Origin of the sequence: Pseudomonas sp. A6 (genome assembly GCF_052367875.1) — a bacterium.
In the GTDB taxonomy this organism is placed as follows: Bacteria; Pseudomonadota; Gammaproteobacteria; order Pseudomonadales; family Pseudomonadaceae; genus Pseudomonas; species Pseudomonas citronellolis.
The window spans coordinates 6,471,496-6,496,734 of record NZ_CP198970.1; the positions used below are offsets into that span (position 1 = coordinate 6,471,496).

Annotated in this window: 22 protein-coding genes; 21 read left to right on the forward strand and 1 reads right to left on the reverse strand. The window is 68.4% G+C overall.

Annotated features, from left to right (window positions below; translation table 11 throughout):
- Positions 1-35 precede the first annotated feature (35 nt).
- From prmA to ACTWJ5_RS28650, 19 genes are all read left to right on the forward strand, one after another.
- A complete protein-coding gene (gene prmA, locus ACTWJ5_RS28560; protein WP_116424288.1) occupies positions 36-914 on the forward strand; it encodes a 50S ribosomal protein L11 methyltransferase in 879 nt (292 codons plus the stop codon).
- Positions 915-989: 75 nt separating this feature from the next.
- Positions 990-2,498: a DUF3426 domain-containing protein gene (locus ACTWJ5_RS28565; protein ID WP_444437003.1), complete on the forward strand. Its 1,509-nt coding sequence runs from the start codon at positions 990-992 to the stop codon at positions 2,496-2,498.
- A 227-nt stretch (positions 2,499-2,725) separates the two neighbouring features.
- Entirely contained in the window at positions 2,726-3,724 is a 999-nt protein-coding gene (dusB, locus tag ACTWJ5_RS28570; RefSeq protein ID WP_009613304.1) for a tRNA dihydrouridine synthase DusB, read from the forward strand.
- Positions 3,721-4,041: a DNA-binding transcriptional regulator Fis gene (gene fis, locus ACTWJ5_RS28575; RefSeq protein ID WP_009613305.1), complete on the forward strand. Its 321-nt coding sequence runs from the start codon at positions 3,721-3,723 to the stop codon at positions 4,039-4,041. Before dusB ends, fis begins: the two co-directional genes overlap by 4 nt.
- Positions 4,042-4,138: 97 nt before the next feature.
- Entirely contained in the window at positions 4,139-5,746 is a 1,608-nt protein-coding gene (purH, locus tag ACTWJ5_RS28580) for a bifunctional phosphoribosylaminoimidazolecarboxamide formyltransferase/IMP cyclohydrolase (protein ID WP_074982777.1), read from the forward strand.
- A gap of 220 nt (positions 5,747-5,966) precedes the next feature.
- A complete protein-coding gene (purD, locus tag ACTWJ5_RS28585) occupies positions 5,967-7,256 on the forward strand; it encodes a phosphoribosylamine--glycine ligase (RefSeq protein WP_074982774.1) in 1,290 nt (429 codons plus the stop codon).
- A gap of 137 nt (positions 7,257-7,393) precedes the next feature.
- Positions 7,394-10,198, forward strand: coding sequence for a hybrid sensor histidine kinase/response regulator (locus ACTWJ5_RS28590; protein ID WP_301503095.1), 2,805 nt, complete (start codon positions 7,394-7,396; stop codon positions 10,196-10,198).
- 470 nt (positions 10,199-10,668) lie between these two features.
- Positions 10,669-11,265: a MarC family protein gene (locus ACTWJ5_RS28595; protein WP_074982771.1), complete on the forward strand. Its 597-nt coding sequence runs from the start codon at positions 10,669-10,671 to the stop codon at positions 11,263-11,265.
- Between the two features lie 273 nt (positions 11,266-11,538).
- Positions 11,539-12,807, forward strand: a complete 1,269-nt coding sequence (gene urtA / locus ACTWJ5_RS28600; protein WP_253412600.1) for an urea ABC transporter substrate-binding protein — start codon at positions 11,539-11,541, stop codon at positions 12,805-12,807.
- Positions 12,808-12,979: 172 nt separating this feature from the next.
- Positions 12,980-14,566 carry an urea ABC transporter permease subunit UrtB gene (gene urtB / locus ACTWJ5_RS28605; protein WP_116424282.1) on the forward strand — a complete coding sequence of 529 codons (1,587 nt, stop codon included), beginning with the start codon at positions 12,980-12,982 and terminating at the stop codon, positions 14,564-14,566.
- Between the two features lie 133 nt (positions 14,567-14,699).
- Positions 14,700-15,779 (forward strand): urea ABC transporter permease subunit UrtC, encoded by a 1,080-nt coding sequence (urtC, locus tag ACTWJ5_RS28610; RefSeq protein WP_253393091.1) that lies wholly within the window; start codon positions 14,700-14,702, stop codon positions 15,777-15,779.
- Complete coding sequence (gene urtD, locus ACTWJ5_RS28615; protein ID WP_116424280.1) at positions 15,776-16,621, forward strand: urea ABC transporter ATP-binding protein UrtD; 846 nt, start codon at positions 15,776-15,778, stop codon at positions 16,619-16,621. The genes urtC and urtD overlap by 4 nt, the downstream gene beginning before the upstream one ends.
- Before the next feature lie 202 nt (positions 16,622-16,823).
- Complete coding sequence (gene urtE / locus ACTWJ5_RS28620; protein ID WP_116424279.1) at positions 16,824-17,522, forward strand: urea ABC transporter ATP-binding subunit UrtE; 699 nt, start codon at positions 16,824-16,826, stop codon at positions 17,520-17,522.
- A gap of 289 nt (positions 17,523-17,811) precedes the next feature.
- The gene (locus ACTWJ5_RS28625; RefSeq protein ID WP_444437005.1) at positions 17,812-18,645 is read left to right on the forward strand and encodes an urease accessory protein UreD; all 834 of its coding nucleotides are present in this window, start codon (positions 17,812-17,814) and stop codon (positions 18,643-18,645) included.
- A 1-nt stretch (position 18,646) separates the two neighbouring features.
- The gene (locus ACTWJ5_RS28630; RefSeq protein WP_043268703.1) at positions 18,647-18,949 is read left to right on the forward strand and encodes an urease subunit gamma; all 303 of its coding nucleotides are present in this window, start codon (positions 18,647-18,649) and stop codon (positions 18,947-18,949) included.
- A 43-nt stretch (positions 18,950-18,992) separates the two neighbouring features.
- A complete protein-coding gene (locus tag ACTWJ5_RS28635; RefSeq protein ID WP_116424277.1) occupies positions 18,993-19,499 on the forward strand; it encodes a GNAT family N-acetyltransferase in 507 nt (168 codons plus the stop codon).
- 150 nt (positions 19,500-19,649) lie between these two features.
- Positions 19,650-19,955 (forward strand): urease subunit beta, encoded by a 306-nt coding sequence (locus ACTWJ5_RS28640; RefSeq protein WP_009613335.1) that lies wholly within the window; start codon positions 19,650-19,652, stop codon positions 19,953-19,955.
- A gap of 119 nt (positions 19,956-20,074) precedes the next feature.
- Positions 20,075-21,775 (forward strand): urease subunit alpha, encoded by a 1,701-nt coding sequence (gene ureC / locus ACTWJ5_RS28645; protein ID WP_249918642.1) that lies wholly within the window; start codon positions 20,075-20,077, stop codon positions 21,773-21,775.
- A 357-nt stretch (positions 21,776-22,132) separates the two neighbouring features.
- A complete protein-coding gene (locus ACTWJ5_RS28650; RefSeq protein WP_074982750.1) occupies positions 22,133-23,380 on the forward strand; it encodes a substrate-binding protein in 1,248 nt (415 codons plus the stop codon).
- A 6-nt stretch (positions 23,381-23,386) separates the two neighbouring features.
- Here ACTWJ5_RS28650 and ACTWJ5_RS28655 read toward each other — a convergent pair whose 3' ends face one another.
- Entirely contained in the window at positions 23,387-23,650 is a 264-nt protein-coding gene (locus tag ACTWJ5_RS28655) for a DksA/TraR family C4-type zinc finger protein (protein WP_043318848.1), read from the reverse strand.
- Positions 23,651-23,806: 156 nt separating this feature from the next.
- Here ACTWJ5_RS28655 and ACTWJ5_RS28660 point away from each other — a divergent pair, with 156 nt between their 5' ends.
- Both ACTWJ5_RS28660 and ACTWJ5_RS28665 read left to right on the forward strand, forming a co-directional pair.
- The gene (locus ACTWJ5_RS28660) at positions 23,807-24,478 is read left to right on the forward strand and encodes a hypothetical protein (protein WP_444437006.1); all 672 of its coding nucleotides are present in this window, start codon (positions 23,807-23,809) and stop codon (positions 24,476-24,478) included.
- A gap of 99 nt (positions 24,479-24,577) precedes the next feature.
- Complete coding sequence (locus ACTWJ5_RS28665; protein ID WP_074982745.1) at positions 24,578-25,234, forward strand: hypothetical protein; 657 nt, start codon at positions 24,578-24,580, stop codon at positions 25,232-25,234.
- The last annotated feature ends 5 nt before the right edge of the window (positions 25,235-25,239 follow it).

A 25,239-nucleotide genomic window follows, 5' to 3' on the forward strand; every position in this document is an offset into this window, starting at 1 on the left:
TTCCAGCCTTCAGCCGTTTTCTCACGAGGTTTTTTATGCCCTGGGTTCAAGTCCGCCTCGCCATCACCCCGGAACAGGCGCCCACCTACGAGGACGCGCTGCTGGAAGTCGGCGCCGTCTCGGTGACCTTCATGGACGCCGAGGACCAGCCGATCTTCGAGCCGGACCTGGGCACCACCCCGCTGTGGACCCACACCCACCTGCTGGCCCTGTTCGAGGACGGCACCGACGAGGCCGCGCTGCTGGCCCACCTGCAGCTGCTGACCGGCGGCGAACTGCCCCAGCACCAGGTCGAAGTGGTCGAGGACCAGGACTGGGAACGCAGCTGGATGGACAACTTCAAGCCGATGCGCTTCGGCCGCCGCCTGTGGATCGTGCCCAGCTGGCACGAGGCGCCGGAGCCGGAGGCGGTGAACCTGCTGCTCGACCCGGGCCTGGCCTTCGGCACCGGCACCCACCCGACCACCGCGCTGTGCCTGGAATGGCTCGATGGCCAGGAACTGGCCGGCGACACCGTGCTGGACTTCGGCTGTGGCTCCGGCATCCTCGCCATCGCCGCGCTGCTGCTGGGCGCGAAGCGGGCGCTGGGCACCGACATCGACCCGCAGGCCCTGGAGGCCTCGCGCGACAACGCCACGCGCAACGGCATCGACCCGGCGCTGTTCCCGGTCTACCTGCCCGCCGATCTGCCCGCCGGGCAGGCCGACGTGGTGGTGGCGAACATTCTCGCCGGTCCCCTGGTCTCACTGGCAGGCCAGCTGACTTCCCTGGTCAAGCCCGGCGGCCGCCTGGCCCTGTCGGGCATCCTCGCCGAGCAGGCCGAGGAAGTGCGCGCCGCCTACGCCGACGCCTTCGAGCTGGAGCCGACCGCCGAGCGCGAAGGCTGGGTACGCATCAGCGGCCGCCGCCGCTGAACCCTGGTGGCGGCCAACTGCCCGCACGCCGAGGCTTGAGTTAGACTAAGCGACCGTTTATCGCCGGACCGCCGCATGAGCGCCAGTTTCATCACACAGTGCCCGCATTGCCTCACCAGTTTCCGCGTCAACCAGGCGCAGCTGGGTGCGGCCAATGGCGCTGTGCGCTGCGGCGCCTGCCTCAAGGTATTCAACGCCCCGCAACATATGCTGGGCGGCACCGCTCGCTCCGGCGGCGAGCCCATCCAGCCGCCGGCAGCGGCCCCGAAACCCGCAGCGCCCGCCGCGCCGAGCGAGCCCCCGCGCACCGTCCCGGCGCCCGGCGTCGCCACCCTCGGCTGGCCGCTGGCGCCGCACAGCGCGCGGCCGTCCGCCGACAGCACGGTAGCCCCGGCCATCACGCCCGCGCCGGCCCCCATTCCGGCACCGGCGCCCGCCCTGGCAGCGCCCCCACCGGCGGAAGAAGCCCCCGCCGCGGCCAAGCCCGCCGACGATACCCTGTGGATCCACGACGATCTGGACCTGGACAGCCTCAACCTCGACGAAGAGCTGGCCAAGCTCGACGAATTCGAGCTGTCCCAGGAATTCCGCGAACTGCAGTCCGCACCCAAGCCGGCCGAGGCCCTGCTGGGCAACCGCCCGGTGGTGCGCGACCCGCATGACGAGCGCTGGGCCGAGGCCCTGCTGCGCGACGAGGAACGCCAGGCGAGCGAAGGCGGCCGCCAGGAACCAAGCCTGGGCCGCATCGACGCAGAGGCCGAGCAACCGTCCGTCGCGCCGCCCCAACCGCAGCCGGCGCCGGCCGAAGAGCCGGCCGTGGCCGCCGCGGTCGAAGAAGAGGAAGACGACGACCTGCCGAGCTTCAGCGCCCGCCGCGACGACGAGCCGCTGGAAGCGCTGGAGGCGGAAGCCACCGAGCAGGATGAGGAACCCGAGGCCGAGCCTCCGCTGATGTCGCGCGAAACGCCCCGCCTGGGCACACCGCCGGACGAGGACGAAGAAGACCGCGAGCCCCTTCGCCCCGACCCGGGCCTGGGCGAGACCGCCCTGCGCGACCTCAGCGACGAACCCCTGCAGTTGGACTGGCAGAAGCCCAAGAGCCGCTGGGGCCGCCGCCTGCTCTGGCTGCTGCTGATCCTCCTGGCCCTGGCCGGCCTGGGCGGCCAGTACGTGGCCTACCACTTCGACGAGCTGGCCCGCGAGGACGCCTACCGCCCCTGGTTCGCCGAACTCTGCCCGCAACTGGGCTGCAGCCTGCCGTCCAAGGTCGACGTCGAGCAGATCCGCAGCAGCAACCTGGTGGTGCGCAGCCACCCGGACTTCAGCGGCGCCCTGGTGGTGGACGCGATCATCTACAACCGCGCCAGCTTCTCCCAGCCCTTCCCGCTGCTGGAGCTGCGCTTCGCCGACCTCAACGGCCAGCTGATCGCCAGCCGCAGCTTCAAGCCCAGCGAATACCTGGGCGGCGAACTGGCCGGGCGCAGCGAGATGCCGCCGCAGACGCCGATCCACGTGTCGCTGGACATCCTCGACCCGGGCCCCAAGGCGGTCAATTACAGCCTCAGCTTCCATTCGCCGGAGTGACCGGCGCGTAGCGCAGAACCCCGCGCAGCGCCAGTTCCGCTCGTCTTCCAACCCCAGGCAATAAGCCGGCGGCTGTTCAGAATTTATCCAAAATCGCCTTTATCCGGTCATCGAGAGCGGGTATCATGCCCTCCCTTTTTTGCAAGCACCGGTGGCCTCTCGCCGACCCTCCCCGAGTCCTCGACCCGCGGGAGCGTACAGCGATTACGCCCCATAACAGGGAAGCGATGTCGGTGGTTCGCATCGGCTCTTACACACTGCCCAACAGACTGATCCTGGCTCCCATGGCCGGCGTCACCGATCGCCCGTTCCGCCAGCTGTGCCGCCGCCTCGGCGCCGGCATGGTGGTCTCGGAGATGGTCACCAGCGACGTGCGCCTGTGGAACAGCCGCAAGTCGCGCCTGCGCCTGGTGCATGACGGCGAGGACCAGCCGCGTTCGGTGCAGATAGCCGGCGGCGACCCGCAGATGCTCGCCGAGGCCGCCCGCGCCAACGTCGAGCTGGGCGCGCAGATCATCGACATCAACATGGGCTGCCCGGCCAAGAAGGTCTGCAACAAGGCCGCCGGCTCCGCGCTGCTGCGCGACGAGAAGCTGGTGGCCGAGATCCTCGAGGCCGTGGTGGCCGCCGTCGAAGTGCCGGTGACGCTGAAAATCCGCACCGGCTGGGACCGCGACAACCGCAACGGCGTGAACGTCGCGCGCATCGCCGAGCAGTCGGGCATCCAGGCCCTGGCCGTGCACGGCCGCACCCGCGCCGACCTGTACACCGGCGACGCCGAATACGAAACCATCGCCGCGATCAAGCAGGCGGTGTCCATCCCGGTGTTCGCCAATGGCGACATCACCTCGCCGCAGAAGGCCCGCCAGGTGCTCCAGCACACCGGCGCCGACGCCTTGCTGATCGGCCGCGCCGCCCAGGGCCGGCCGTGGATATTCCGTGAGATCGAGCACTACCTGAGCACCGGCGAGACCTTGCCGGCGCCGTCCCTGGCCGAGGTGGAAAGCATTTTGCTGGAGCACCTGGCCGCCTTGCATGCCTTCTATGGGGAAGAGCTGGGTGTCCGCATCGCCCGCAAGCACGTGGGCTGGTACCTGGCGACGTTACCGGGGGCGGCGGAGTTCCGCGCCCAGTTCAATCGTTTGCAGAACACGGATGCACAGAGCGCCAGCGTCAGGCAGTTCTTCGCCGAGCGCCATGACAACGGAAAAGGGGTGGCCGCATGACAACGATGACCGAGACTTTAGTGAGTGGAATGACACCCGTGAGCGACAACGCGAACCTCAAACAGCACCTGAACACGCCGACGCAGGAAGGCCATACCCTGCGTGACAGCGTCGAGAAGGCACTGCGCAACTACTTCGCCCACCTCGATGGGCAGCCGGTCACGGACGTGTACAACATGGTGCTCTGCGAAGTGGAGGCACCGCTGCTGGAAACCGTGATGGACCACGTGAAGGGTAACCAAACCAAGGCGTCGGAGCTGCTCGGCCTGAACCGCGGCACCCTGCGCAAGAAGCTCAAGCAATACGACCTGCTCTAAAAGCCGCTGGAGGCTAAAGGCTGAAGGCCGGACGAAAAAGCGCCCCTCGTCCAGCCTCCTGCCTCCAGCGCTCTTATCCTCATCAGATGGAACCGTTATGACCGACCACTCCCTCCGCCTGCCCATCCGCCGCGCGCTGATCAGCGTCTCCGACAAGACCGGCGTCGTCGACTTCGCCCGCGAGCTGGTCGCCCTCGGCGTGGAGATCCTCTCCACCGGCGGCACCTACAAGCTGCTCAAGGACAACGCCATCGCCGCCGTGGAAGTGGCCGACTACACCGGCTTCCCGGAAATGATGGACGGCCGCGTCAAGACCCTGCACCCGAAGGTGCACGGCGGCATCCTCGGCCGTCGCGACATCGACGGCGCGGTGATGGCCGAGCACGGCATCAAGCCGATCGACCTGGTGGCGGTCAACCTGTACCCCTTCGAGGCCACCGTGGCCAAGGCCGACTGCGACCTGCCGACCGCCATCGAGAACATCGACATCGGCGGCCCGACCATGGTCCGCAGCGCGGCGAAGAACCACAAGGACGTCGCCATCGTGGTCAACACCGGTGACTACGCCGGCGTGGTCGCGGCCCTGAAGGCCGGCGGCCTGACCTACGCCCAGCGCTTCGACCTGGCCCTGAAGGCCTTCGAGCACACCGCCGCCTACGACGGCATGATCGCCAACTACCTGGGCACCATCGACCAGGCGCGCGACACCCTCTCCACCGAAGGCCGCGGCGCCTTCCCGCGCACCTTCAACAGCCAGTTCATCAAGGCCCAGGAAATGCGCTACGGCGAGAACCCGCACCAGAGCGCGGCCTTCTACGTCGAGGCGAAGAAGGGCGAGGCCAGCGTCTCCACCGCCGTGCAACTGCAAGGCAAGGAGCTGTCGTTCAACAACGTGGCCGACACCGACGCCGCGCTGGAGTGCGTGAAGAGCTTCGTCAAGCCAGCCTGCGTCATCGTCAAGCACGCCAACCCGTGCGGCGTGGCCGTGGTCCCGGAGAACGAGGGCGGCATCCGCAAGGCCTACGACCTGGCCTACGCCACCGACACCGAGTCGGCCTTCGGCGGCATCATCGCCTTCAACCGCGAGCTGGACGGCGACACCGCCCAGGCCATCGTCGAGCGCCAGTTCGTCGAAGTCATCATCGCCCCGAAAGTCTCCGCCGCCGCCCGCGCCGTGGTCGCCGCCAAGGCCAACGTGCGCCTGCTGGAATGCGGCGAGTGGCCGGCCGAACGCGCCCCGGGCTGGGACTTCAAGCGCGTCAACGGCGGCCTGCTGGTACAGAGCCGCGACATCGGCATGATCACCGAGGCGGACCTGAAGATCGTCACCCAGCGCGCGCCCAGCGAGCAGGAAATCCACGACCTGATCTTCGCCTGGAAAGTGGCCAAGTTCGTCAAGTCCAACGCCATCGTCTACGCCAGGCACCGCCAGACCGTGGGCGTCGGCGCCGGCCAGATGAGCCGCGTCAACTCCGCGCGCATCGCCGCCATCAAGGCCGAACACGCCGGCCTGGAAGTCAAGGGCGCGGTCATGGCCTCGGACGCCTTCTTCCCGTTCCGCGACGGCATCGACAACGCGGCCAAGGCCGGCATCACCGCGGTGATCCAGCCGGGCGGCTCGATGCGTGACAACGAAGTCATCGCGGCGGCCGACGAAGCCGGCATCGCGATGGTGTTCACCGGTATGCGCCACTTCAGGCACTGATCGTAAAAAGCCGCTGGAGGCTGGAGGCTGGACGGAAAAGCGCCAGCCTTCTGCCCAGGACGGGGCTATTGATGATTGGCAATGGTCTTCGCCGGCATGTGTCATTTTCGATCACTGATCGTAAAAGCCGCTGGAGGCTGAAGGCTGGAGCTGGACGAAAAAGCGGCACCCTCGTCCAGCCTCCAGCCTTCAGCCTCCAGCCCAACACAGGGTTATAGCAATGAACGTATTAGTGATTGGCAGCGGCGGCCGTGAACACGCCCTGGCCTGGAAGGTCGCCCAGGACCCGCGCGTGGCGAAGGTCTTCGTCGCCCCGGGCAACGCCGGCACCGCCACCGAGCCCAAGTGCGAGAACGTCGCCATCGACGTGCTGGCCCTGGAGCAACTGGCCGACTTCGCCGCGAAGAACGTGCAGCTGACCATCGTCGGCCCCGAAGCACCGCTGGTCGCCGGCGTGGTCGACCTGTTCCGTTCGCGCGGCCTGGACATCTTCGGCCCGACCAAGGGCGCGGCCCAGCTGGAAGGCTCCAAGGCCTTCACCAAGGACTTCCTGGCCCGCCACAAGATCCCCACCGCCGACTACCAGAACTTCACCGAAGTCGAGCCGGCCCTGGCCTACCTGAAGGAGAAAGGCGCGCCCATCGTGATCAAGGCCGACGGTCTGGCCGCGGGCAAGGGCGTGATCGTCGCCATGACACTGGAAGAAGCCGAGGAAGCCGTGCGCGACATGCTCGCCGGCAACGCCTTCGGCGACGCCGGTTCGCGCGTGGTGATCGAGGAGTTCCTCGACGGCGAGGAAGCCAGCTTCATCGTCATGGTCGATGGCCAGAACGTGCTGCCCATGGCTACCAGCCAGGACCACAAGCGCGTCGGCGACGGCGACAGCGGCCCGAACACCGGCGGCATGGGCGCCTACTCGCCGGCCCCGGTGGTCACCCCCGAGGTGCACCAGCGGGTGATGGACGAGGTCATCTACCCGACCGTGCGCGGCATGGCCGAGGAAGGCAACGTCTACACCGGCTTCCTCTACGCCGGCCTGATGATCGACAAGAGCGGCGCGCCCAAGGTCATCGAGTTCAACTGCCGCTTCGGCGACCCGGAGACGCAGCCGATCATGGTGCGCCTGGAAAGCTCCCTGGTCCTGCTGGTGGAAGCCGCCCTGGCCAAGGCGCTGGACAAGGTCGAGGCCACCTGGGACCCGCGCCCCACCGTGGGCGTGGTGCTGGCCGCCGGCGGCTACCCGGGCGACTACGCCAAGGGTGACGTCATCGAAGGCCTGGCCGAAGCCGCCAAGCTCGACGGCAAGGTGTTCCATGCCGGCACCGCGCTGAAGGACGGCCAGGTGGTCACCTCCGGCGGCCGCGTGCTCTGCGCCACCGCCATCGGCCCGAGCGTGTCCTCGGCGCAGCAGCAGGCCTACCGCCTGGCGGAGCAGATCCGCTGGAACGGCTGCTTCTACCGCAAGGACATCGGCTACCGTGCCATTGCCCGCGAACGCGGCGAAGGCTGAAAGGCCGGCGGGCGCTGCCTTTGCGCCCGCTTTTTCCGACCTGCGGTCGGCAGGCAGCCATGTGCGGGCCCGGGTGGATTTCGGGCCCGTCGGCACTTGGCTATAATCCGGCCACTCTCCACCGAAGGGAATTCGCCGTGCGCCGGCTCTGGAACGCCACAGGACTCCTGGTCTGCCTGCTGCTGACCGCCCTGCTCGCCGGCCCGGGCTTCGCCCAGGCGCAGGATGCCGGCGGTTGGTCGCAGTTGCACGACGGCGAAGGCCGCCTGCAGTTGCAGGACGTCCTCTCCGCACGCCTGCGCCCGCTGTTCAGCCCCCTCGACATCGAAGACCTGCACGCCCCCGCCGGCCCCGGCGCCATCTGGCTGCACTACCGCCTGCCGGCCAGCGACGCGCCGCGCCAGCTGCGCCTGTTCTCGCCGAGCCTGGACAGCCTGCAGCTCTACCTGCTGCACGGCTCGCAACTGCTGGAAGAACGCCAGGCCGGCAACCTCTACCCCGGCCAGCGCCCGCTGCTCAACAGCGACATCCTGCTGCCACTGCGCAGCAGCCCCGAAGTCCTCGACCTCTACCTGCGCCTGAGCTCCAGCCAGAGCCTGCGCCCCACCATCAGCCTGGAAAGCACCGAGTACCCCGCCGGCCAGCAACGCCCGCTGCAGTTCGGCATCCTCCTCGGCTGCCTGGGCATGCTGCTGCTCTACAACCTGGTGCGCTTCGCCTACAACCGCGTGCGCAGCGGCCTCTGGCTGGCCGGCGTGCACGCCGGGCTGCTGCTGGCCTGCCTGACGCTGTTCGGCCTGCTCAGCCCCTGGTACGGCACCCACCAGACCTGGCAGCCGCTGACCGCCCAGCTGGCCCTGCTGCTGGTGCTGTGCTGCGCCCTGGGCTACACCGCCAGCTTCTTCCACGACCAGCCGCCGCGCCGCCCGCTGGGCCGCCTGTTGGCGCTGGGCAGCCTCGGCCTGCTGGGCTTCGGCGCGCTGCTGCACCTGGCCCTGGACATCCCCACCGGCGAGCTGCTCTATGGCCTGGTGGCGATCACCAGCCTGGGCATGTTCCTCATCGCCGCCTACTACATGCGCCACGGCTACCGCCCGGCGCGCCTGTTCGTCGTCGCCACCGGCCTGTTCGTCAGCGCCTGGCTGCTGTCCCTGCCGGCCCTGCTCGGCTACGTGCCCACGCGCAGCGACTGGCTCGGCAGTGCGCTGCTGGGGCTGACCGCGGCGGCCGGCTTCCTGCTCAGCCTGGCCCTGGCCGAGCGCCAGCGCCAACTGCAGCAGGAGAGCTTCGACGCCAGCCGCAAGCGCGCCGCCAGCAGCGCCGAGCTCAAGGCCAAGGGCGAGTTCCTGGCGAAGATCAGCCACGAAATCCGCACCCCCATGAACGGCGTGCTGGGCATGACCGAGCTGCTGCTCGGCACGCCGCTGTCGGCCAAGCAGCGCGACTACGTGCAGACCATCCACAGCGCCGGCAACGAGCTGCTGGCGCTGATCAACGAAATCCTCGACATCTCCAAGCTGGAGTCCGGGCAGATCGAGCTGGACGAGGTGCAGTTCGACCTGGGCGCGCTGATCGAGGACTGCCTGGCGATCTTCCGGGTGCGCGCCGAGCAGCAGAAGATCGAGCTGATCAGCTTCACCCAGCCGCAGGTGCCACGGGTGATCAGCGGCGACCCGACGCGCCTGCGCCAGGTGCTGCTGAGCCTGCTGGACAACGCCTTCAAGCAGACCGAGGAAGGCGAAATCCTCCTGGTGGTGGCCCTCGACGGCCCGCCGGGCAAGACGCGCCTGCGCATCGCCGTGCAGGACAGCGGCCGCCCGCTGGACCCCAACGACCGCCAGGCCCTGCTCACCGCCGAGCTGCACAGCCGCGACTTCCTCTCCGCCACCCGCCTGAGCAGCCGCCTGGGCCTGGTGATCGCGCGCCAGCTGATCCAGCTGATGTCCGGCCAATTGGGCATCGAAAGTGGCCTGGACAGCGGCGGCGACAGCGGCAACACCCTGTGGCTGAGCCTGCCGCTGGACCAGGACATGCTCGAACACCCCACCGCCGACCTCGACAGCCCGCTGCAGGGCGCGCGCCTGCTGGTGGTGGACGACAACCAGACCTGCCGCAAGGTGGTGGTGCAGCAGTGCAGCGTTTGGGGCATGAACGTCAGCGCCGTGGCTTCCGGCAAGGAGGCCCTGGCCCTGCTGCGCACCAAGGCGCACCTGCGCGAATACTTCGACGTGGTCCTGCTCGACCAGGACATGCCCGGCATGACCGGCATGCAACTGGCGACCAAGATCCAGGAAGACCCCAACCTCAACCACGACATCCTGCTGATCATGCTCACCGGCATCAGCAACGCGCCGAGCAAGATCATCGCCCGCAACGCCGGGATCAAGCGCATCCTGGCCAAGCCGGTGGCCGGCTACACGCTCAAGGCCACCCTTGCCGACGAACTGGCCCAGCGCGGCCCCAGCGGCGTGACCAACTACCTGCCGGCGGCCGCCGAACCCACGCCGCTGAGCCCGCCCAGCGACTTCCGCGTGCTGGTGGCCGAGGACAACAGCATCTCCACCAAGGTCATCCGCGGCATGCTCGGCAAGCTCGACCTGCAGCCGGACACCGCCAGCAACGGCGAGGAAGCCCTGGCCGCGATGAAGGCCACCCAGTACGACCTGGTGCTGATGGACTGCGAGATGCCGGTGCTCGACGGCTTCTCCGCCACCGAGCGCCTGCGCGCCTGGGAAGCCAGCGAACACCGCCCGCACACCCCGGTGGTGGCGCTCACCGCGCACATCCTCAGCGAACACAAGGAACGCGCCCGCCTGGTCGGCATGGACGGGCACATGGCCAAGCCGGTGGAACTGTCGCAACTGCGCGAACTGGTGGCCTACTGGGTAGCCGAGCGCGAACGCCGCCTGCGCCAGCAGAGCGACGCGGCGCTGCCGTCCTGACGCCCATCACGGCGCCGAGGTGCTTTTCGTAGGATGGGTTGAGCTTGCGAAACCCATCGGGCCACGTTGATGGGTATCGCTTCGCTCAACCGCATCCTACGGGCGTTGTGTTTGCCGGGGGATGTAGGAGCGGACTCCGTCCGCGATGGGCAAGGCCCAGGCACCGCCCTATGCACTTTCCCGCTTTTCCGCTTTTCGTAGGAGCGAGCTTGCTCGCGAACGGGGTTTCCAGGCGGCTTAGGTGTTTCGAGTTGACCTCGCCCCAGCCCTCTCCCTGAAGGGAGAGGGCTGGGGCGAGGGAAAGGAGCCGAGCCAATACACCAACGTCACCGGTGAACACCCTTCGCGAGCAAGCTCGCTCCTACAAATAACAACCCCCGCCGAAACCCGCCCCCAGGCAATGACCCACCCCACCCCGCCCGCTATGCTTCTGCCCCAGCAGAGCCATCTCACCCGGACGAGATTCCCCCATGCATGTGCTGTTCAGCGTGTACCTGAAGATGCTGGTGCTCTACAGCCCCTTCTTCGTGCTTTCCTGCTTCATCAGCCTCAGCCGCGGCTTCGCCCCGCGCGATCGCAAGCACATGGCCTGGCGCGTGGCCCTGGCGGCGCTGGTCGCCAGCGTGCTGCTGTACCTGTTCGGGCGCTACATCTTCACCCTCTTCGGCATCACCGCCGATGCCTTCCGCATCGGCGCCGGCAGCGTGCTGTTCATCTCCGCCCTGGGCATGGCCCAGGGGCGCTCGGCGGTGCAGAGCGACAACGTGCAGCAGGACGTCACCATCGTCCCGCTGACCATCCCCATCACCGTCGGCCCCGGCACCATAGGCGCGCTGCTGGTGATGGGCGTCGGCCAGCACTGGGAGGACAAGCTGCTGGCGCTGCTGGCGATCTTCCTCGCCTGCCTCACCCTCGGCGTCACCCTCTACCTGTCCGACCGCATCGAGCGGATGCTCGGCGAGCAGGGCCTGCAGATCGTCAGCCGGCTGATGGGCCTGTTCGTCTGCGCCCTGGCCGCACAGATCATCATGACCGGCGTGCGCGGCTACTTCCTGCCCGCGCCCTGAGACCGGCATCACGCGACGGCGCGCCCCAATTGGGGGCGAATCGTCCGTGCACCACGCCGGCGCACCAGAATGGCGCCCCGAAAACCCTGGCCGAAACGGCAGAAAATCCCGCGCAGGCCTTCTGGCACAGGGCTTTGCGCTGCTTGGCACGGATGCTGCGATAGACCTCCCGACCCGCAGGGGTCCCCTACCCATTTCGGGAGGCTGCACAGGCGACGGCCCAGAATCCGCCCGGCACCCTCCCAGGTACTGGAAGCCAAGGAGGCTGCCGCGATGAAACGTCGTCCCCTGTTGAAAAGCACCCTGGCGGTGAGCGCGCTGCTGCTCACCGGCCTGTTCCCCTTCGGCTCCCAGGCCGCCGAGACCATCAAGGTCGGCATCCTGCATTCGCTGTCCGGCACCATGGCCATCTCCGAGACCTCGCTCAAGGACATGGCGCTGATGACCATCGATGAAATCAACGCCAAGGGCGGGGTGAACGGCAAGAAGCTGGAGCCGGTGGTGGTAGACCCGGCGTCGAACTGGCCGCTGTTCGCCGAGAAGGCCCGCCAGTTGCTGACCCAGGACAAGGTCGCGGTGGTCTTCGGCTGCTGGACCAGCGTGTCGCGCAAGTCCGTGCTGCCGGTGTTCGAGGAACTCAACGGCCTGCTGTTCTACCCGGTGCAGTACGAGGGCGAGGAAATGTCGCCCAACGTCTTCTACACCGGCGCCGCGCCGAACCAGCAGGCCATCCCCGCGGTGGAATACCTGATGAGCGAGGACGGCGGCGGCGCCAAGCGCTTCTTCCTGCTCGGCACCGACTACGTCTACCCGCGCACCACCAACAAGATCCTGCGCGCCTTCCTGCACAGCAAGGGCGTGGCCGACAAGGACATCCAGGAGGTCTACACGCCGTTCGGCCACAGCGACTACCAGACCATAGTCGCCGACATCAAGAAATTCTCCGCCGGCGGCAAGACTGCGGTGATCTCTACCGTCAACGGCGACTCCAACGTGCCCTTCTACAAGGAACTGGCCAACCAGGGCCTGGAAGCCACCGAAGTGCCGGTGGTGGCCTTCTCGGTGGGCGAGGAAGAACTGCGCGGCATCGACACCAAGCCGCTGGTGGGCAACCTGGCGGCGTGGAACTACTTCGAGTCGGTGAAGAACCCGCAGAACGAGAAGTTCGTCGCCGACTGGAAGGCCTACGCCAAGGCGAAGAACCTGCCGAACTATTCCACCGCCGTGACCAACGACCCGATGGAAGCCACCTACGTCGGCATCCACATGTGGGCCCAGGCCGTGGAGAAGGCCGGCAGCACCGACGTCGACAAGGTCCGCGAGGCCATGGGCGGGCAGACCTTCAAGGCGCCCTCGGGCTTCACCCTGACCATGGACAAGACCAACCACCACCTGCACAAGCCGGTGATGATCGGCGAAATCCAGGACGACGGGCAGTTCAACGTGGTCTGGAAGACCCCCGAGCCGATCCGCGCCCAGCCCTGGAGCCCGTTCATCCCGGGCAACGACAAGAAGCCGGACTACGCGGTGAAGAGCAACTGAGCCGGCGCTCGCCAGAGCCCCTCTCCCCAGGAGAGGGGACGCCACGCCAACCTCACGCGCGACAGTGAGCGCCATGCTCCCGGTCGCGTGCCGTACGGCCCCCTCTCCCTTCAGGGAGAGGGCTGGGGAGAGGGTGCTCTAGCCCAAGCGCCAGCCTCTCAGGAACCACACCATGCCCACTGCCCTCTACCGCCTGCTGCAAACCTGCGCCCTCGCGCTGGCCACCCTCCTCGCCCTGCCCGCGCAAGCCGGCCCGGCGCAGGACTTCGCCGCCGCCGACAACGACGGCCGCGCCACGCTGCTCGAACACTGGGCCGCCGCCCCCGAGGCCGAGCGCCTGCCGCTGCTCGAAGCGCTCCAGGCCGGGCGCTTCGCCGTCGACGCGCAGAACCACGCCTTCCTCCTCGGCGACGACAAGCAGTACCGCCCCGCCGAAGGCGACGCCACACCCGCCGGCGAACCCGACAAGCTGCGCCTGAACAACCGCCTGCGCGGCCTGCTCAACACCGCCCTGGCCAGCCACCAGCTGGTGGCGAAGGACCCGACGCTGCGCCTGGAAGCCGCGCGCCAGCTGCAGAAGACCGCCAAGCCCGCGCAGCGCGAACTGCTCGCCCAGCGCACCGGCGCGGAAACCGACGACAAGGTGAAAGCCGCCCTGCAACTGGCCCTGGCCAACCTGCAACTGGCCGACGCCGACCCACAGGTACGCCTGGCTGCCGTGCGCCTGCTCGGCGACTCCGGCGACCCGCTGGCCCTCACCCGCCTGCAGAACCTGCTCGACCCGGCCGTGGAAGCCGACGAACAGGTGCGCACCGCCGCCGCCACCAGCCTGGCCCAGGTCAAGCGCCGGCTGATGGTCGGCGACCTGCTCGGCCAGGCCTTCAGCGGCCTGTCGCTGGGCTCCATCCTGCTGCTGGCGGCCCTGGGCCTGGCCATCACCTACGGCCTGCTCGGCGTCATCAACATGGCCCACGGCGAGATGCTGATGCTCGGCGCCTACTCCACCTACGTGGTGCAGTCGCTGCTGCAACGCTTCGCCCCCGGCCTGCTGGAGTACTACCCGCTGCTGGCCCTGCCGGTGGCCTTCGGCGTCACCGCGGCCATCGGCATGGCCCTGGAACGCACGGTGATCCGCCACCTCTACGGCCGCCCGCTGGAAACCCTGCTGGCCACCTGGGGCATCAGCCTGGTGCTGATCCAGCTGGTGCGCGTGCTGTTCGGCGCGCAGAACGTCGAGGTGGCCAACCCGGCCTGGCTGTCCGGCGGCGTCCAACTGCTGCCGAACCTGGTGCTGCCGTGGAACCGCATCGTCATCATCGGCTTCGCCCTGTTCGTGCTGGCGCTCACCTGGCTGCTGCTCAACCGCACGCGGCTGGGCCTGAACGTCCGCGCGGTGACGCAGAACCGCAACATGGCGGCCTGCTGCGGCGTGCCAACCGGGCGCGTGGACATGCTCGCCTTCGGCCTCGGCTCGGGCATCGCAGGGCTCGGCGGGGTGGCCCTGTCGCAGGTCGGCAACGTCGGCCCGGACCTGGGCCAGAGCTACATCATCGACTCCTTCCTGGTGGTGGTGCTCGGCGGCGTCGGCCAGCTGGCCGGCAGCGTCTGCGCGGCCTTCGGCCTGGGCGTGGCGAACAAGATCCTCGAACCGCAGATCGGCGCAGTGCTGGGCAAGATCCTGATCCTGGCGCTGATCATCCTGTTCATCCAGAAACGCCCGCAGGGGCTGTTCGCCCTGAAAGGGAGGGTCATCGATTGATGAAAACGCCAATGCCCGAACCAGCTGCTCTTCGTAGGAGCGAGCTTGCTCGCGAACAGCGCCCGCAGCGAAGCCGTTCGCGAGCAAGCTCGCTCCTACAGGGTGCATCCGCCGACCGTGGGGAGATCTGCCCGTGAACCAACCACTCACCGTGACGGCCGCGCAGAAGGCCGGCCCGAAACTCACCGCCGGCATCGTCGTCGCAGCCCTCGTCGCGCTGCTGATCCTGCCGCTGCTGCACCTGCTGCCCGAGGCCAACGCCCTGCACCTGTCGGCCTACGGCCTGACGCTGACCGGCAAGATCCTCTGCTACGCCATAGTCGCCCTGGCCCTGGACCTGGTCTGGGGCTATGCCGGCCTGCTGTCCCTCGGCCACGGCCTGTTCTTCGCCCTGGGCGGCTACGCCATGGGCATGTACCTGATGCGCGAGGCGGCCGGCGACGGCCTGCCGGCGTTCATGACCTTCCTGTCGTGGAACGAATTGCCCTGGTACTGGGCCGGCACCCAGCACTTCCTCTGGGCCCTGTGCCTGGTGGTGCTGGCGCCGGGGCTGCTGGCCTTCGTGTTCGGCTTCTTCGCCTTCCGCTCGCGGATCAAGGGCGTGTACTTCTCGATCATGACCCAGGCCCTGACCTTCGCCGGCATGCTGCTGTTCTTCCGCAACGAGACCGGTTTCGGCGGCAACAACGGCTTCACCAACTTCCGCAGCATCCTGGGCTTTTCGATCACCGCGCCGGGCACCCGCGCCGCGCTGTTCCTGGCCATCGTCCTGCTGCTGGCGGCCAGCCTGGCGCTGGGCTTCGCCCTGGCACGGAGCAAGTTCGGCCGGGTGCTCACCGCCCTGCGCGACGCCGAGAACCGCCTGATGTTCTGCGGCTACGACCCGCGCGGCTACAAGCTGTTCGTCTGGACCCTGAGCGCGGTGATCTGCGGCCTGGCCGGCGCCCTGTTCGTGCCGCTGGTGGGCATCATCAACCCCAGCGAGATGTCGCCCACCAACTCCATCGAAGCCGCCGTGTGGGTGGCCCTGGGCGGGCGCGGCACGCTCATCGGCCCGCTGCTCGGCGCCGGCGTGGTGAACGGCGCCAAGAGCTGGTTCACCGTGGCCTTCCCGGAGTACTGGCTGTTCTTCCTCGGCGCCCTGTTCATCGTCGTCACCCTGTACCTGCCGCGGGGCATCCTCGGGCTGATCAAGCGGGAGAAAGCGCAATGAGAGCCGTTCCCCACCTGATGCTGGAACCGGCCTTCGACCCCAGCGGCACCAGCCGCGACGCCGTCGGCCTGGGCGCCAGCGCGAGCGAAGGCCTGGACGTGCGCCACGGCACCATCCTCACCCTGGAAGACATCAACGTCAGCTTCGACGGCTTCCGCGCCCTGCGCGACCTGACGCTGTACATCGGCGTGGGCGAGCTGCGCTGCATCATCGGCCCCAACGGCGCGGGCAAGACCACGCTGATGGACGTGATCACCGGCAAGACCCGCCCCGACAGCGGCAAGGCGTACTTCGGCGAGACCTACGACCTGCAGCGCATGAGCGAGGTGGAAATCGCCCAGGCCGGCATCGGCCGCAAGTTCCAGAAGCCCACGGTGTTCGAGGCGCTCTCGGTGTTCGAGAACCTGGAGCTGGCGCAGAAGGCCGACAAGTCGGTGTGGGCCAGCCTGCGGGCGAAGCTCAGCGGCGAGCAGAGGGACCGCATCGAGGAGGTGCTGACCACCATCCGCCTGCGCGAATCGCGCAACCGCCCGGCCGGCCTGCTCTCCCACGGCCAGAAGCAGTTCCTGGAGATCGGCATGCTGCTGGTGCAGGAGCCGCAACTGCTGCTGCTCGACGAACCGGTGGCGGGCATGACCGACGCCGAGACCGAATTCACCGCCGAACTCTTCAAGTCCCTCGCCGGCCAGCACTCGCTGATGGTGGTGGAGCACGACATGGGCTTCGTCGGCAGCATCGCCGACCACGTCAGCGTGCTGCACCAGGGCCACGTGCTGGCCGAGGGCTCGCTGGAAGAAGTGCAGGCGAACGAGCAGGTGATCGAGGTTTATTTAGGACGATAAAAGAGTCGATAAGAGCCGATAAAAAGCGCTGGAGGCTGGACGAAAGAGCCGGTGCTTCCTCGTTCAGCCTCCAACCTTAAGCCTCCAGCGGCTTTTAAAACCGATAAGAGCCGAGAAAAGCGCTGGAGGCTGGACGAGGGAGTCGCTTTTTCGTTCAGCCTTCAGCCTCGAGCCTTCAGCGGCTTTTCAAAGGATTCAAAGCATGCTCAATGTTGAAAATCTGCATCAGTTCTACGGCGGCAGCCACATCCTCCGCGGCCTGTCGTTCGACGCGAAGATCGGCGAAGTCACCTGCCTGCTCGGGCGCAACGGCGTGGGCAAGACCACCCTGCTGCGCTGCCTGATGGGCCTGGTGCCGGCGCGCGAGGGCAGCGTCAGCTGGGAGGGCAAGGCCATCACCGGCTTCAAGCCGCACCAACGGGTGCACGCCGGCATCGCCTACGTGCCCCAGGGCCGCGAGATCTTCCCGCGGCTGAGCGTGGAGGAGAACCTGCTGATGGGCCTGTCCCGCTTCAGCGCCAGGGAAGCGAAGCAGGTGCCGGAGTTCATCTACGAACTCTTCCCGGTGCTGCGCGAGATGAAGCAACGCCGCGGCGGCGACCTCTCCGGCGGCCAGCAGCAACAGCTGGCCATCGGCCGCGCCCTGGCCAGCCGCCCGCGCCTGCTGATCCTCGACGAGCCCACCGAAGGCATCCAGCCCTCGGTGATCAAGGAGATCGGCGCGGTGATCCGCAAGCTCGCCGAGCGCGGCGACATGGCCATCCTGCTGGTGGAACAGTTCTACGACTTCGCCGCCGAACTGGCCGACCAGTACCTGGTGATGGCCCGCGGCGAGATCGTCCAGCAGGGCCGCGGCGCAAACATGGAAAGCGAAGGCGTACGCGGGTTGGTCGCCATCTGAACGGATGCTGCGCTGTCTTCTGGGTTCCCGCGTTCGCGGGAATGACGATGGGGGAATACGATTTCAATCCCGTCATTCCCGCGAACGCGGGAACCCAGTGACGTCACCACCCAGTCGCGAACCATAATGGTGCACGACACGCCCCAATGCACCGCAATCGCCCCCATACCTGACCACTCGGACAACCCGCCCAGCCGCATAACCCAGGCACTTCAGGGCCCACGCACTATCCTGGCGCAGAAGGCACGCCAATTGCTCTACCCAGGGCAACCCCAGCAGAACACGCCCCATGAACGCACCCGCCGCCCTCTTCCACCCCGCCTGGCACGCCGAGCTTGAGTTGGCCTACGCCCGCGTCGGCGACAGCACGCGGCCGGTCACGCGGCGCCACCTGGGGCCGCTGCGGGTGCAGAAGCACCTCTACGCCGAAGGGCCGGAAGTCTGCCAGCACATCGTGGTGCACCCTCCCGGCGGCATCGCCGGCGGCGACACCCTCGCCCTCGACATCCATGCCGGCCCCGGCGCCTGGGCCCAGCTCACCAGCCCCGGCGCGGCCAAGTGGTACCGCGCCGCCACGCCGGCCAGCCAGCGCCTGCGCATCCGCGTCGAGGCCGGCGCCACCCTGGAATGGCTGCCCCAGGAAACCATCGTCTTCTCCGGCGCCCAGGCCGAACTGCAGACCGACATCGACCTGCAGGGCGACGCCCGCCTGTTCTACTGGGACGTGGTCGCCCTCGGCCGCCCCGCCGCCGGCGAGCGCTTCGACCAGGGCCGCTTCGCCGCCACCCTGGACATCCGCCGCGACGGCCGCCGCCTGTGGCACGAACGCCAGCGCATCGACGGCGGCGAGCGCCTGCTGGACTCGCCCATCGGCCTGGCCGGGCAACCGGTCATGGCCACGCTGATCGCCAGCGGGCAGATCGACGCCGAGTTGCTGGAAGCCTGTCGCGCGCTACCCTGCCAGGGCCGCGGCAACCTCAGCCAATTGCCCGGCCTGCTGGTCGCCCGCTGCCTGGCCGCCGAGGCGCTGCACGCCCGCGCCTGGCTCATCGAACTCTGGCGCGCGCTGCGGCCCGCGCTGCTCGGCCGCGAGGCCGGCCCCCCCAGAATCTGGAGCACCTGAGATGGATTTGACGCCCCGCGAGAAAGACAAGCTGCTGATCTTCACCGCCGGCCTGGTGGCCGAACGGCGCCTGGCCCGTGGCCTGAAGCTGAACCACCCGGAGGCCATCGCGCTGATCTCCGCCGCTCTGCTCGAAGGCGCCCGCGACGGCCGCACGGTGGCCGAGCTGATGCACTATGGCACCACCCTGCTCAGCCGCGAGCAGGTGATGGAAGGCGTGCCGGAGATGATCCCGGAGATCCAGGTGGAAGCCACCTTCCCCGACGGCACCAAGCTGGTCACCGTGCACCAGCCCATCGCCTGACCAGCGACCGCTTTCGAACGAACCTGCCTGAAGGAACACCGCAATGCTGATCCGCGACGCCAACCCAACCGACCTCGGCGCCCTGCGCGACATCTACAACGACGCCGTGCTCAACACCACCGCGATCTGGAACGAAGTCGCCATCGACCTCGACAACCGCCGCGCCTGGCTGGAACTGCGCGCCCAGCAGGGCTTCCCGGTGCTGGTCGCGGAAGACGCCAGCGAAGTGGTGGGCTACGCCAGCTACGGCCCCTGGCGCGCCTTCGACGGCTTCCGCGAAACCGTCGAGCACTCGGTGTACGTGCGCGCCGACCAGCGCGGCAAGGGCGTCGGCCCGCAACTGATGCAGGCGCTGATCGACCGCGCCCGCGCCCAGGGCCTGCACGTGATGGTGGCGGCCATCGAGAGCGGCAACGCCGCCTCCATCCGCCTGCACGAACGCCTGGGCTTCGCCACCACCGGGCAGATGCCGCAGGTGGGCCAGAAGTTCGGCCGCTGGCTCGACCTGACCTTCATGCAACTGATCCTCGATGCGCGGGATACGCCCTGACAAAAGACGAGAAAAGCCGCTGGAGGCTGAAGGCTGGACGAGGGCCATCGCTTTTTCGTTCAGCCTCCAGCCTCCAGCGAATCGAGGGAAGCTGCGCATGAAAAACAGTCGTCAACCCCACACCGACAGGTTCGGCCCCAGGAGCACCCCATGATCCCTGGCGAATACGACGTCCAGCCCGGCGAGATCGAACTCAACGCCGGCCGCCGCACCCTGGCCCTGACCGTGGCCAACGGCGGCGACCGGCCGATCCAGGTCGGCTCGCACTACCACTTCTACGAGACCAACGACGCCCTGCAGTTCGACCGCGAAGCGGCCCGCGGCATGCGCCTGAACATCCCCGCCGGCACCGCGGTGCGCTTCGAGCCGGGGCAGAGCCGCGAGGTGGAGTTGGTGGAGCTGGCTGGCGAGCGTCGCGTCTATGGCTTCGCCGGGCGGGTGATGGGCAATCTGTAAAGCCGATAAGAGCCGATAAGAGCCGATAAGAGCGCTAGAGGCTGGACGAGGGAGTCGCTTTTTCGTTCAGCCTTAAGCCTTAAGCCTCCAGCGGCTTTTAAACCGAGAGGAAGGGAACCATGAAAATCAGCCGCCAAGCCTACGCCGACATGTTCGGCCCCACCGTCGGCGACCGCGTGCGCCTGGCCGACACCGAGCTGTGGATCGAGGTGGAGCAGGACTTCACCGTCTACGGCGAGGAAGTGAAGTTCGGCGGCGGCAAGGTCATCCGCGACGGCATGGGCCAGGGCCAGCTGCCGGCGGCCGAGGTGGTCGACACCGTCATCACCAACGCGCTGATCCTCGACCACTGGGGCATCGTCAAAGCCGACGTGGGCCTGAAGGACGGCCGCATCTCCGCCATCGGCAAGGCCGGCAACCCGGACATCCAGCCCGGCGTGACCATCGCCCTGGGTGCCAGCACCGAGGTCATCGCCGGCGAGGGCATGATCCTCACCGCCGGCGGCATCGACACGCACATCCACTTCATCTGCCCGCAGCAGATCGAAGAAGCGCTGATGAGCGGCGTCACCACCATGATCGGCGGCGGCACCGGGCCTGCCACCGGCACCAACGCCACCACCTGCACCTCCGGGCCCTGGCACCTGGCGCGCATGCTCCAGGCTGCCGACGCCTTCCCGATGAACATCGGCTTCACCGGCAAGGGCAACGCCAGCCTGCCGCTGCCGCTGGAAGAACAGGTGCGCGCCGGCGCCATCGGCCTGAAGCTGCACGAGGACTGGGGCACCACCCCGGCGGCCATCGACAACTGCCTGAGCGTGGCCGACCGCCTCGACGTGCAGGTGGCCATCCACACCGACACCCTCAACGAATCCGGCTTCGTCGAAACCACCCTCGCCGCCTTCAAGGACCGCACCATCCACACCTACCACACCGAGGGCGCCGGCGGCGGCCACGCGCCGGACATCATCCGCGCCTGCGGCTTCGCCAACGTGCTGCCCAGCTCCACCAACCCGACGCGGCCGTTCACCCGCAACACCATCGACGAGCACCTGGACATGCTCATGGTCTGCCACCACCTGGACCCGAGCATCGCCGAGGACGTGGCCTTCGCCGAATCGCGCATCCGCCGCGAGACCATCGCCGCCGAGGACATCCTCCACGACCTCGGCGCCTTCAGCATGATCAGCTCCGACAGCCAGGCCATGGGCCGCGTCGGCGAAGTGATCACGCGCACCTGGCAGACCGCCGACAAGATGAAGAAGCAGCGCGGCGCCCTGGATGGCGACGGCGCGCGCAACGACAACTTCCGCGCCAAGCGCTACATCGCGAAATACACGATCAACCCGGCGATCACCCATGGCGTCAGCCACGAAGTGGGCAGCATCGAAGTGGGCAAGCTGGCCGACCTGGTGCTCTGGCGCCCGGCCTTCTTCGGCGTGAAGCCGAGCCTGATCCTCAAGGGCGGCGCCATCGCCGCCAGCCTGATGGGCGACGCCAACGCCTCCATCCCCACCCCGCAGCCGGTGCACTACCGGCCGATGTTCGCCAGCTTCGGCGGCAGCCGCCACGCCACCAGCCTGACCTTCCTCAGCCAGGCCGCCTGGGAATCCGGCCTGCACGCCCGCCTGGGCCTGCACAAGGCCATCGGCGTGGTGCAGGGCTGCCGCACGGTGCAGAAGACCGACCTGATCCACAACGCCTACCTGCCGCACATCGAGGTGGACCCGCAGAACTACCAGGTGCGCGCCGACGGCCAACTGCTGTGGTGCGAACCGGCCGAGGTGCTGCCCATGGCGCAGCGTTATTTCCTGTTCTGAGCACCCGCCCAGGAACACCCTCGTAGGATGGTGTTGAGCGAAGCGATACCCATCGCCACGGCCGCATGGGTTTCGCAAGCTCAACCCATCCTACGAAGGCACCTCGGCGCAGCCTGCAAGACAGTCGCACCTACGCCACAAGCGAGCACGGCTTCTCGGTACACCACGCCATTCCCCTGTAGGAGCGCGCCCTGCGCGCGATTCGCGGGCAGGGCCCGCTCCTACAGGCGGCTGAAATCCCCCGGGGAAATTCAGAAGACCTCCCCCACCGGCACCGCTTCGCATTTCCCCGCCGAGTCCACCCCCTACGCTGGCAGGGCCTCTGTGCCCGTCCCTCCAGAACAACAAGGACTCCCGATGAAACGACTGACCGCCACCCTGGCCCTGGCGCTGGGCCTGTGCGCCTGCGCCCAGGCCGCCAACCCCATCACCCTGGGCCTCAACTACCCCCGCACCGGCAGCTACCAGAACGAAGGCCGCGACCAGATGCGCGGCGCCCTGCTGGCCATCGACGAGATCAACGCCAACGGCGGCGTGCTCGGCCGCTCGCTGCGGCTGTCCAGCCACGACAGCGCCTCGCGCTCGAAGAAGGCCGTGGCCAACGTCGACAAGCTGGCCGACGAGGGCGCCGCCATGCTCTTCGGCGGCGCCTCCAGCGCCGTGGCCATCGCCGCCGGCAAGCGCGCCGCCGAGCGCGGGCTGCTGTACTTCGGCGCCGTCACCTACTCCAACGACACCACCGGCAAGGACGGCCACCGCTACATGTTCCGCGAGGGCATCAGCGCCTGGATGAGCGCCCGGGTGCTGGGCCAGTACCTGGCGCAGAAGCACCCGGGCAGCCGCTACTTCTACGTCACCTCCGACTACACCTGGGGCCACACCACCGAAGCCTCGCTACGCCAGGCCACCGGCACCCAGGACGGCGCCCAGCACCCCGGGCGGCGCATTCCCTTCCCCGCCGTCGGCCTGGCGCACTACCGCGACAGCCTCGCCCAGGCGGCCGCCAGCGACGTCCAGGTGCTGGTCCTGGTGCTGTTCGGCCGCGACCTGGTGCGGGCCATGCAGGTGGCCCACGACCTCGGCCTGACCAGGCGCATGCAGATAGTCGCGCCCAACCTCACCCTGAACGTGATCGAGCAGGCCGGGCCGAGCGTGATGGAGGGCGTGGTCGGCACCGAGCCCTGGACCTGGCGCGTGCCGGAACTGGAGAACAGCGCCCGCGGCAAGGCCTTCGTCAACGACTACGTGAAGCGCTACCAGAAGTACCCGTCCAGCTCCGCCGCCTCGGCCTACGGCATCGTCTACCAGTGGGCGGACGCCGTCAGGCGCGCCAACAGCCTGGACAGCGAGGCGCTGATCAGGGCGCTGGAAGGCCACCGCTACGCCCTGCTCAAGGGCGAGCAGTACTGGCGCGCGTTCGACCACCAGAACGTGCAGCGCATTTATGCGGTGAAGGTGAAGCCGCGCAGCGAAGTGCTGAAGGACCCGCTGAAGCAGGACTACTTCGAGATCATCCACCAGCTCGACGGCGACCAGGCCGCACCCAGCCTCGACGAGTGGAAGGCGGAAAGGCGCGCCGCCGGCAAGCCCCCGCAGTTGCAGTGAGGCGCCTCAGCGCAGCTGGCTGTCCTTGCTGCCGCGCCGGTTGTAGCCGGCGAAGGCCGCCTGCTCGTCGTGGGCGGCCTGGCAGTTCACGCACAGACGCACGCCGGGCACGGCCTTGCGCCGCGCCTCGGGAATGGGCGCATCGCACTCCTCGCAATGCGTCAGGCTCTCGCCGCGGGGCAACTGGCTGCGCGCCCGGGCGACTGCGTCCTCGATGGTGCTGTCGATCTGTTCCTGCACCGCGCCGTCGTTCGCCCAACCACTGGCCATGGCAACCTCCGATCAAACTTTGTACAGATTGCAGATATTGGCGCCCCGGCGGCCGATTGCAAGGGCGAAAACGCGGCGGGGTGCGCTGAAAAGCCCCTTCCCCGGGCGCCGCGCAACGAGAACAATAGCGCGCTTTCCCGCCATGGATGTTCCCCGATGCGAATCCTCCCGTCTCCTCTGCTCCACTGCCTGCCGCTGGCCCTCTGCGCCCTGCTCGGCAGCCAGGCCCAGGCCGCCGAGGCCCCCGGCGTCGAAGCCGACCTGGTCGACGCCAACCGCTACCTGCTGCTGTACAGCGCCACCGCCGACGAGCGCTTCCTCGACCGCCTGGACGCCACCGGCAAGCACCTGCAAGCGGCCCTTGCGCAACGCCAGGATGCCACCACGCTGCGCACACTCTGGGCCAGCTACGAGCAGGGCCGCCAGCAGATGCTGGCCGAGCACGCCGCCCGCAAGCTCGACCAGAACGGCGAGATGGCCCGCAGCCTGAAGCTGGCCGAGCCCCTGGACGCCTACCTGCAAGCCCACCCCCTGGCCACCCCGGGCCTGGCCGACGACCTGCGCAGCCGCGCCCTGCTCACCGCCCGCCTGGCCAACCTGCAGAAGGTCGACGGCCCGCGCGCCGAGGCCGAGGCGGCGAACGTCAAGGCCCTGGACGAGCGCATCCAGCAGCGCATCGATGCCCTGGCGAAGAGCGACCCGGCCCTGCACGACGAACTGGACAAGCGCTGGCGCTACCTGCAGGTCAGCCAGCGCAACGGCCAGCAGTTGCTCTATCCCTTCAACGCGCAGATCGAGGCCATGCTCGGCAAGCTGGCCGGCGCCTGACGGGGACCCGGAGGCGGTCTACCGCAGCTTCGGAATCGTCCGATATCCGGCGCCGGGAGGGCCGCCAAGAATGGCGGCTCCATCGCCAGGAGCCGCCCCATGCACCGCCTCGTCCTTTCCCTGCTGCTGAGCCTGCTGGCCAGCCTGCCGACCGCGGCCCTGGCCGATGACTTCGACGCCACCCTGCAGGCCGCGCAGCGCTACCTGCTGCTCTACAGCGCCACGGGGGACGAACGCTTCCTCAAGCGCCTGGAACGGCTCGACGAGGCCTTCCAGGGCCAGGTCGCCGAACAGCACAACGGCGAGACGCTGCAGGACATCTGGTCGCTCTACGGCGAAACGGTGGCGCAGGTGGAAAGCGGCTACGAACAGAGCGGCCCGGCGCTACGCCAGGCGCTGGCCCAGGCCCTGGAAGTCTCGGCGCTACTGCAGGAATTCCGCCTCCAGCCCGGCGCCACGCCGGGGGATGCGACCCTGGCGGCCAACCTGCAGCGCCTGGCCCTGCTGCAGGCCAAGCGGGCCAACCACCGCCTGCTGGGGGAAGACACCGACACCCTGCGCGAGGCCATCGCCGACCTGCAGCAGACCATCGAGACGCAGTTCGCCGCCCTGCCGGCCAGCGTCGAAGGCGAAGCGATGCGCGCCCGCTGGCGCTACCTGCGGCTGACCGAGCGCCCGGCCGGTACCCTGCTCTACCCGTTCAACGCCCAGGTCGAGTACCTGCTGGAGAAGCTCGGCGAGAACGGGGAAGCCTGAAAGGC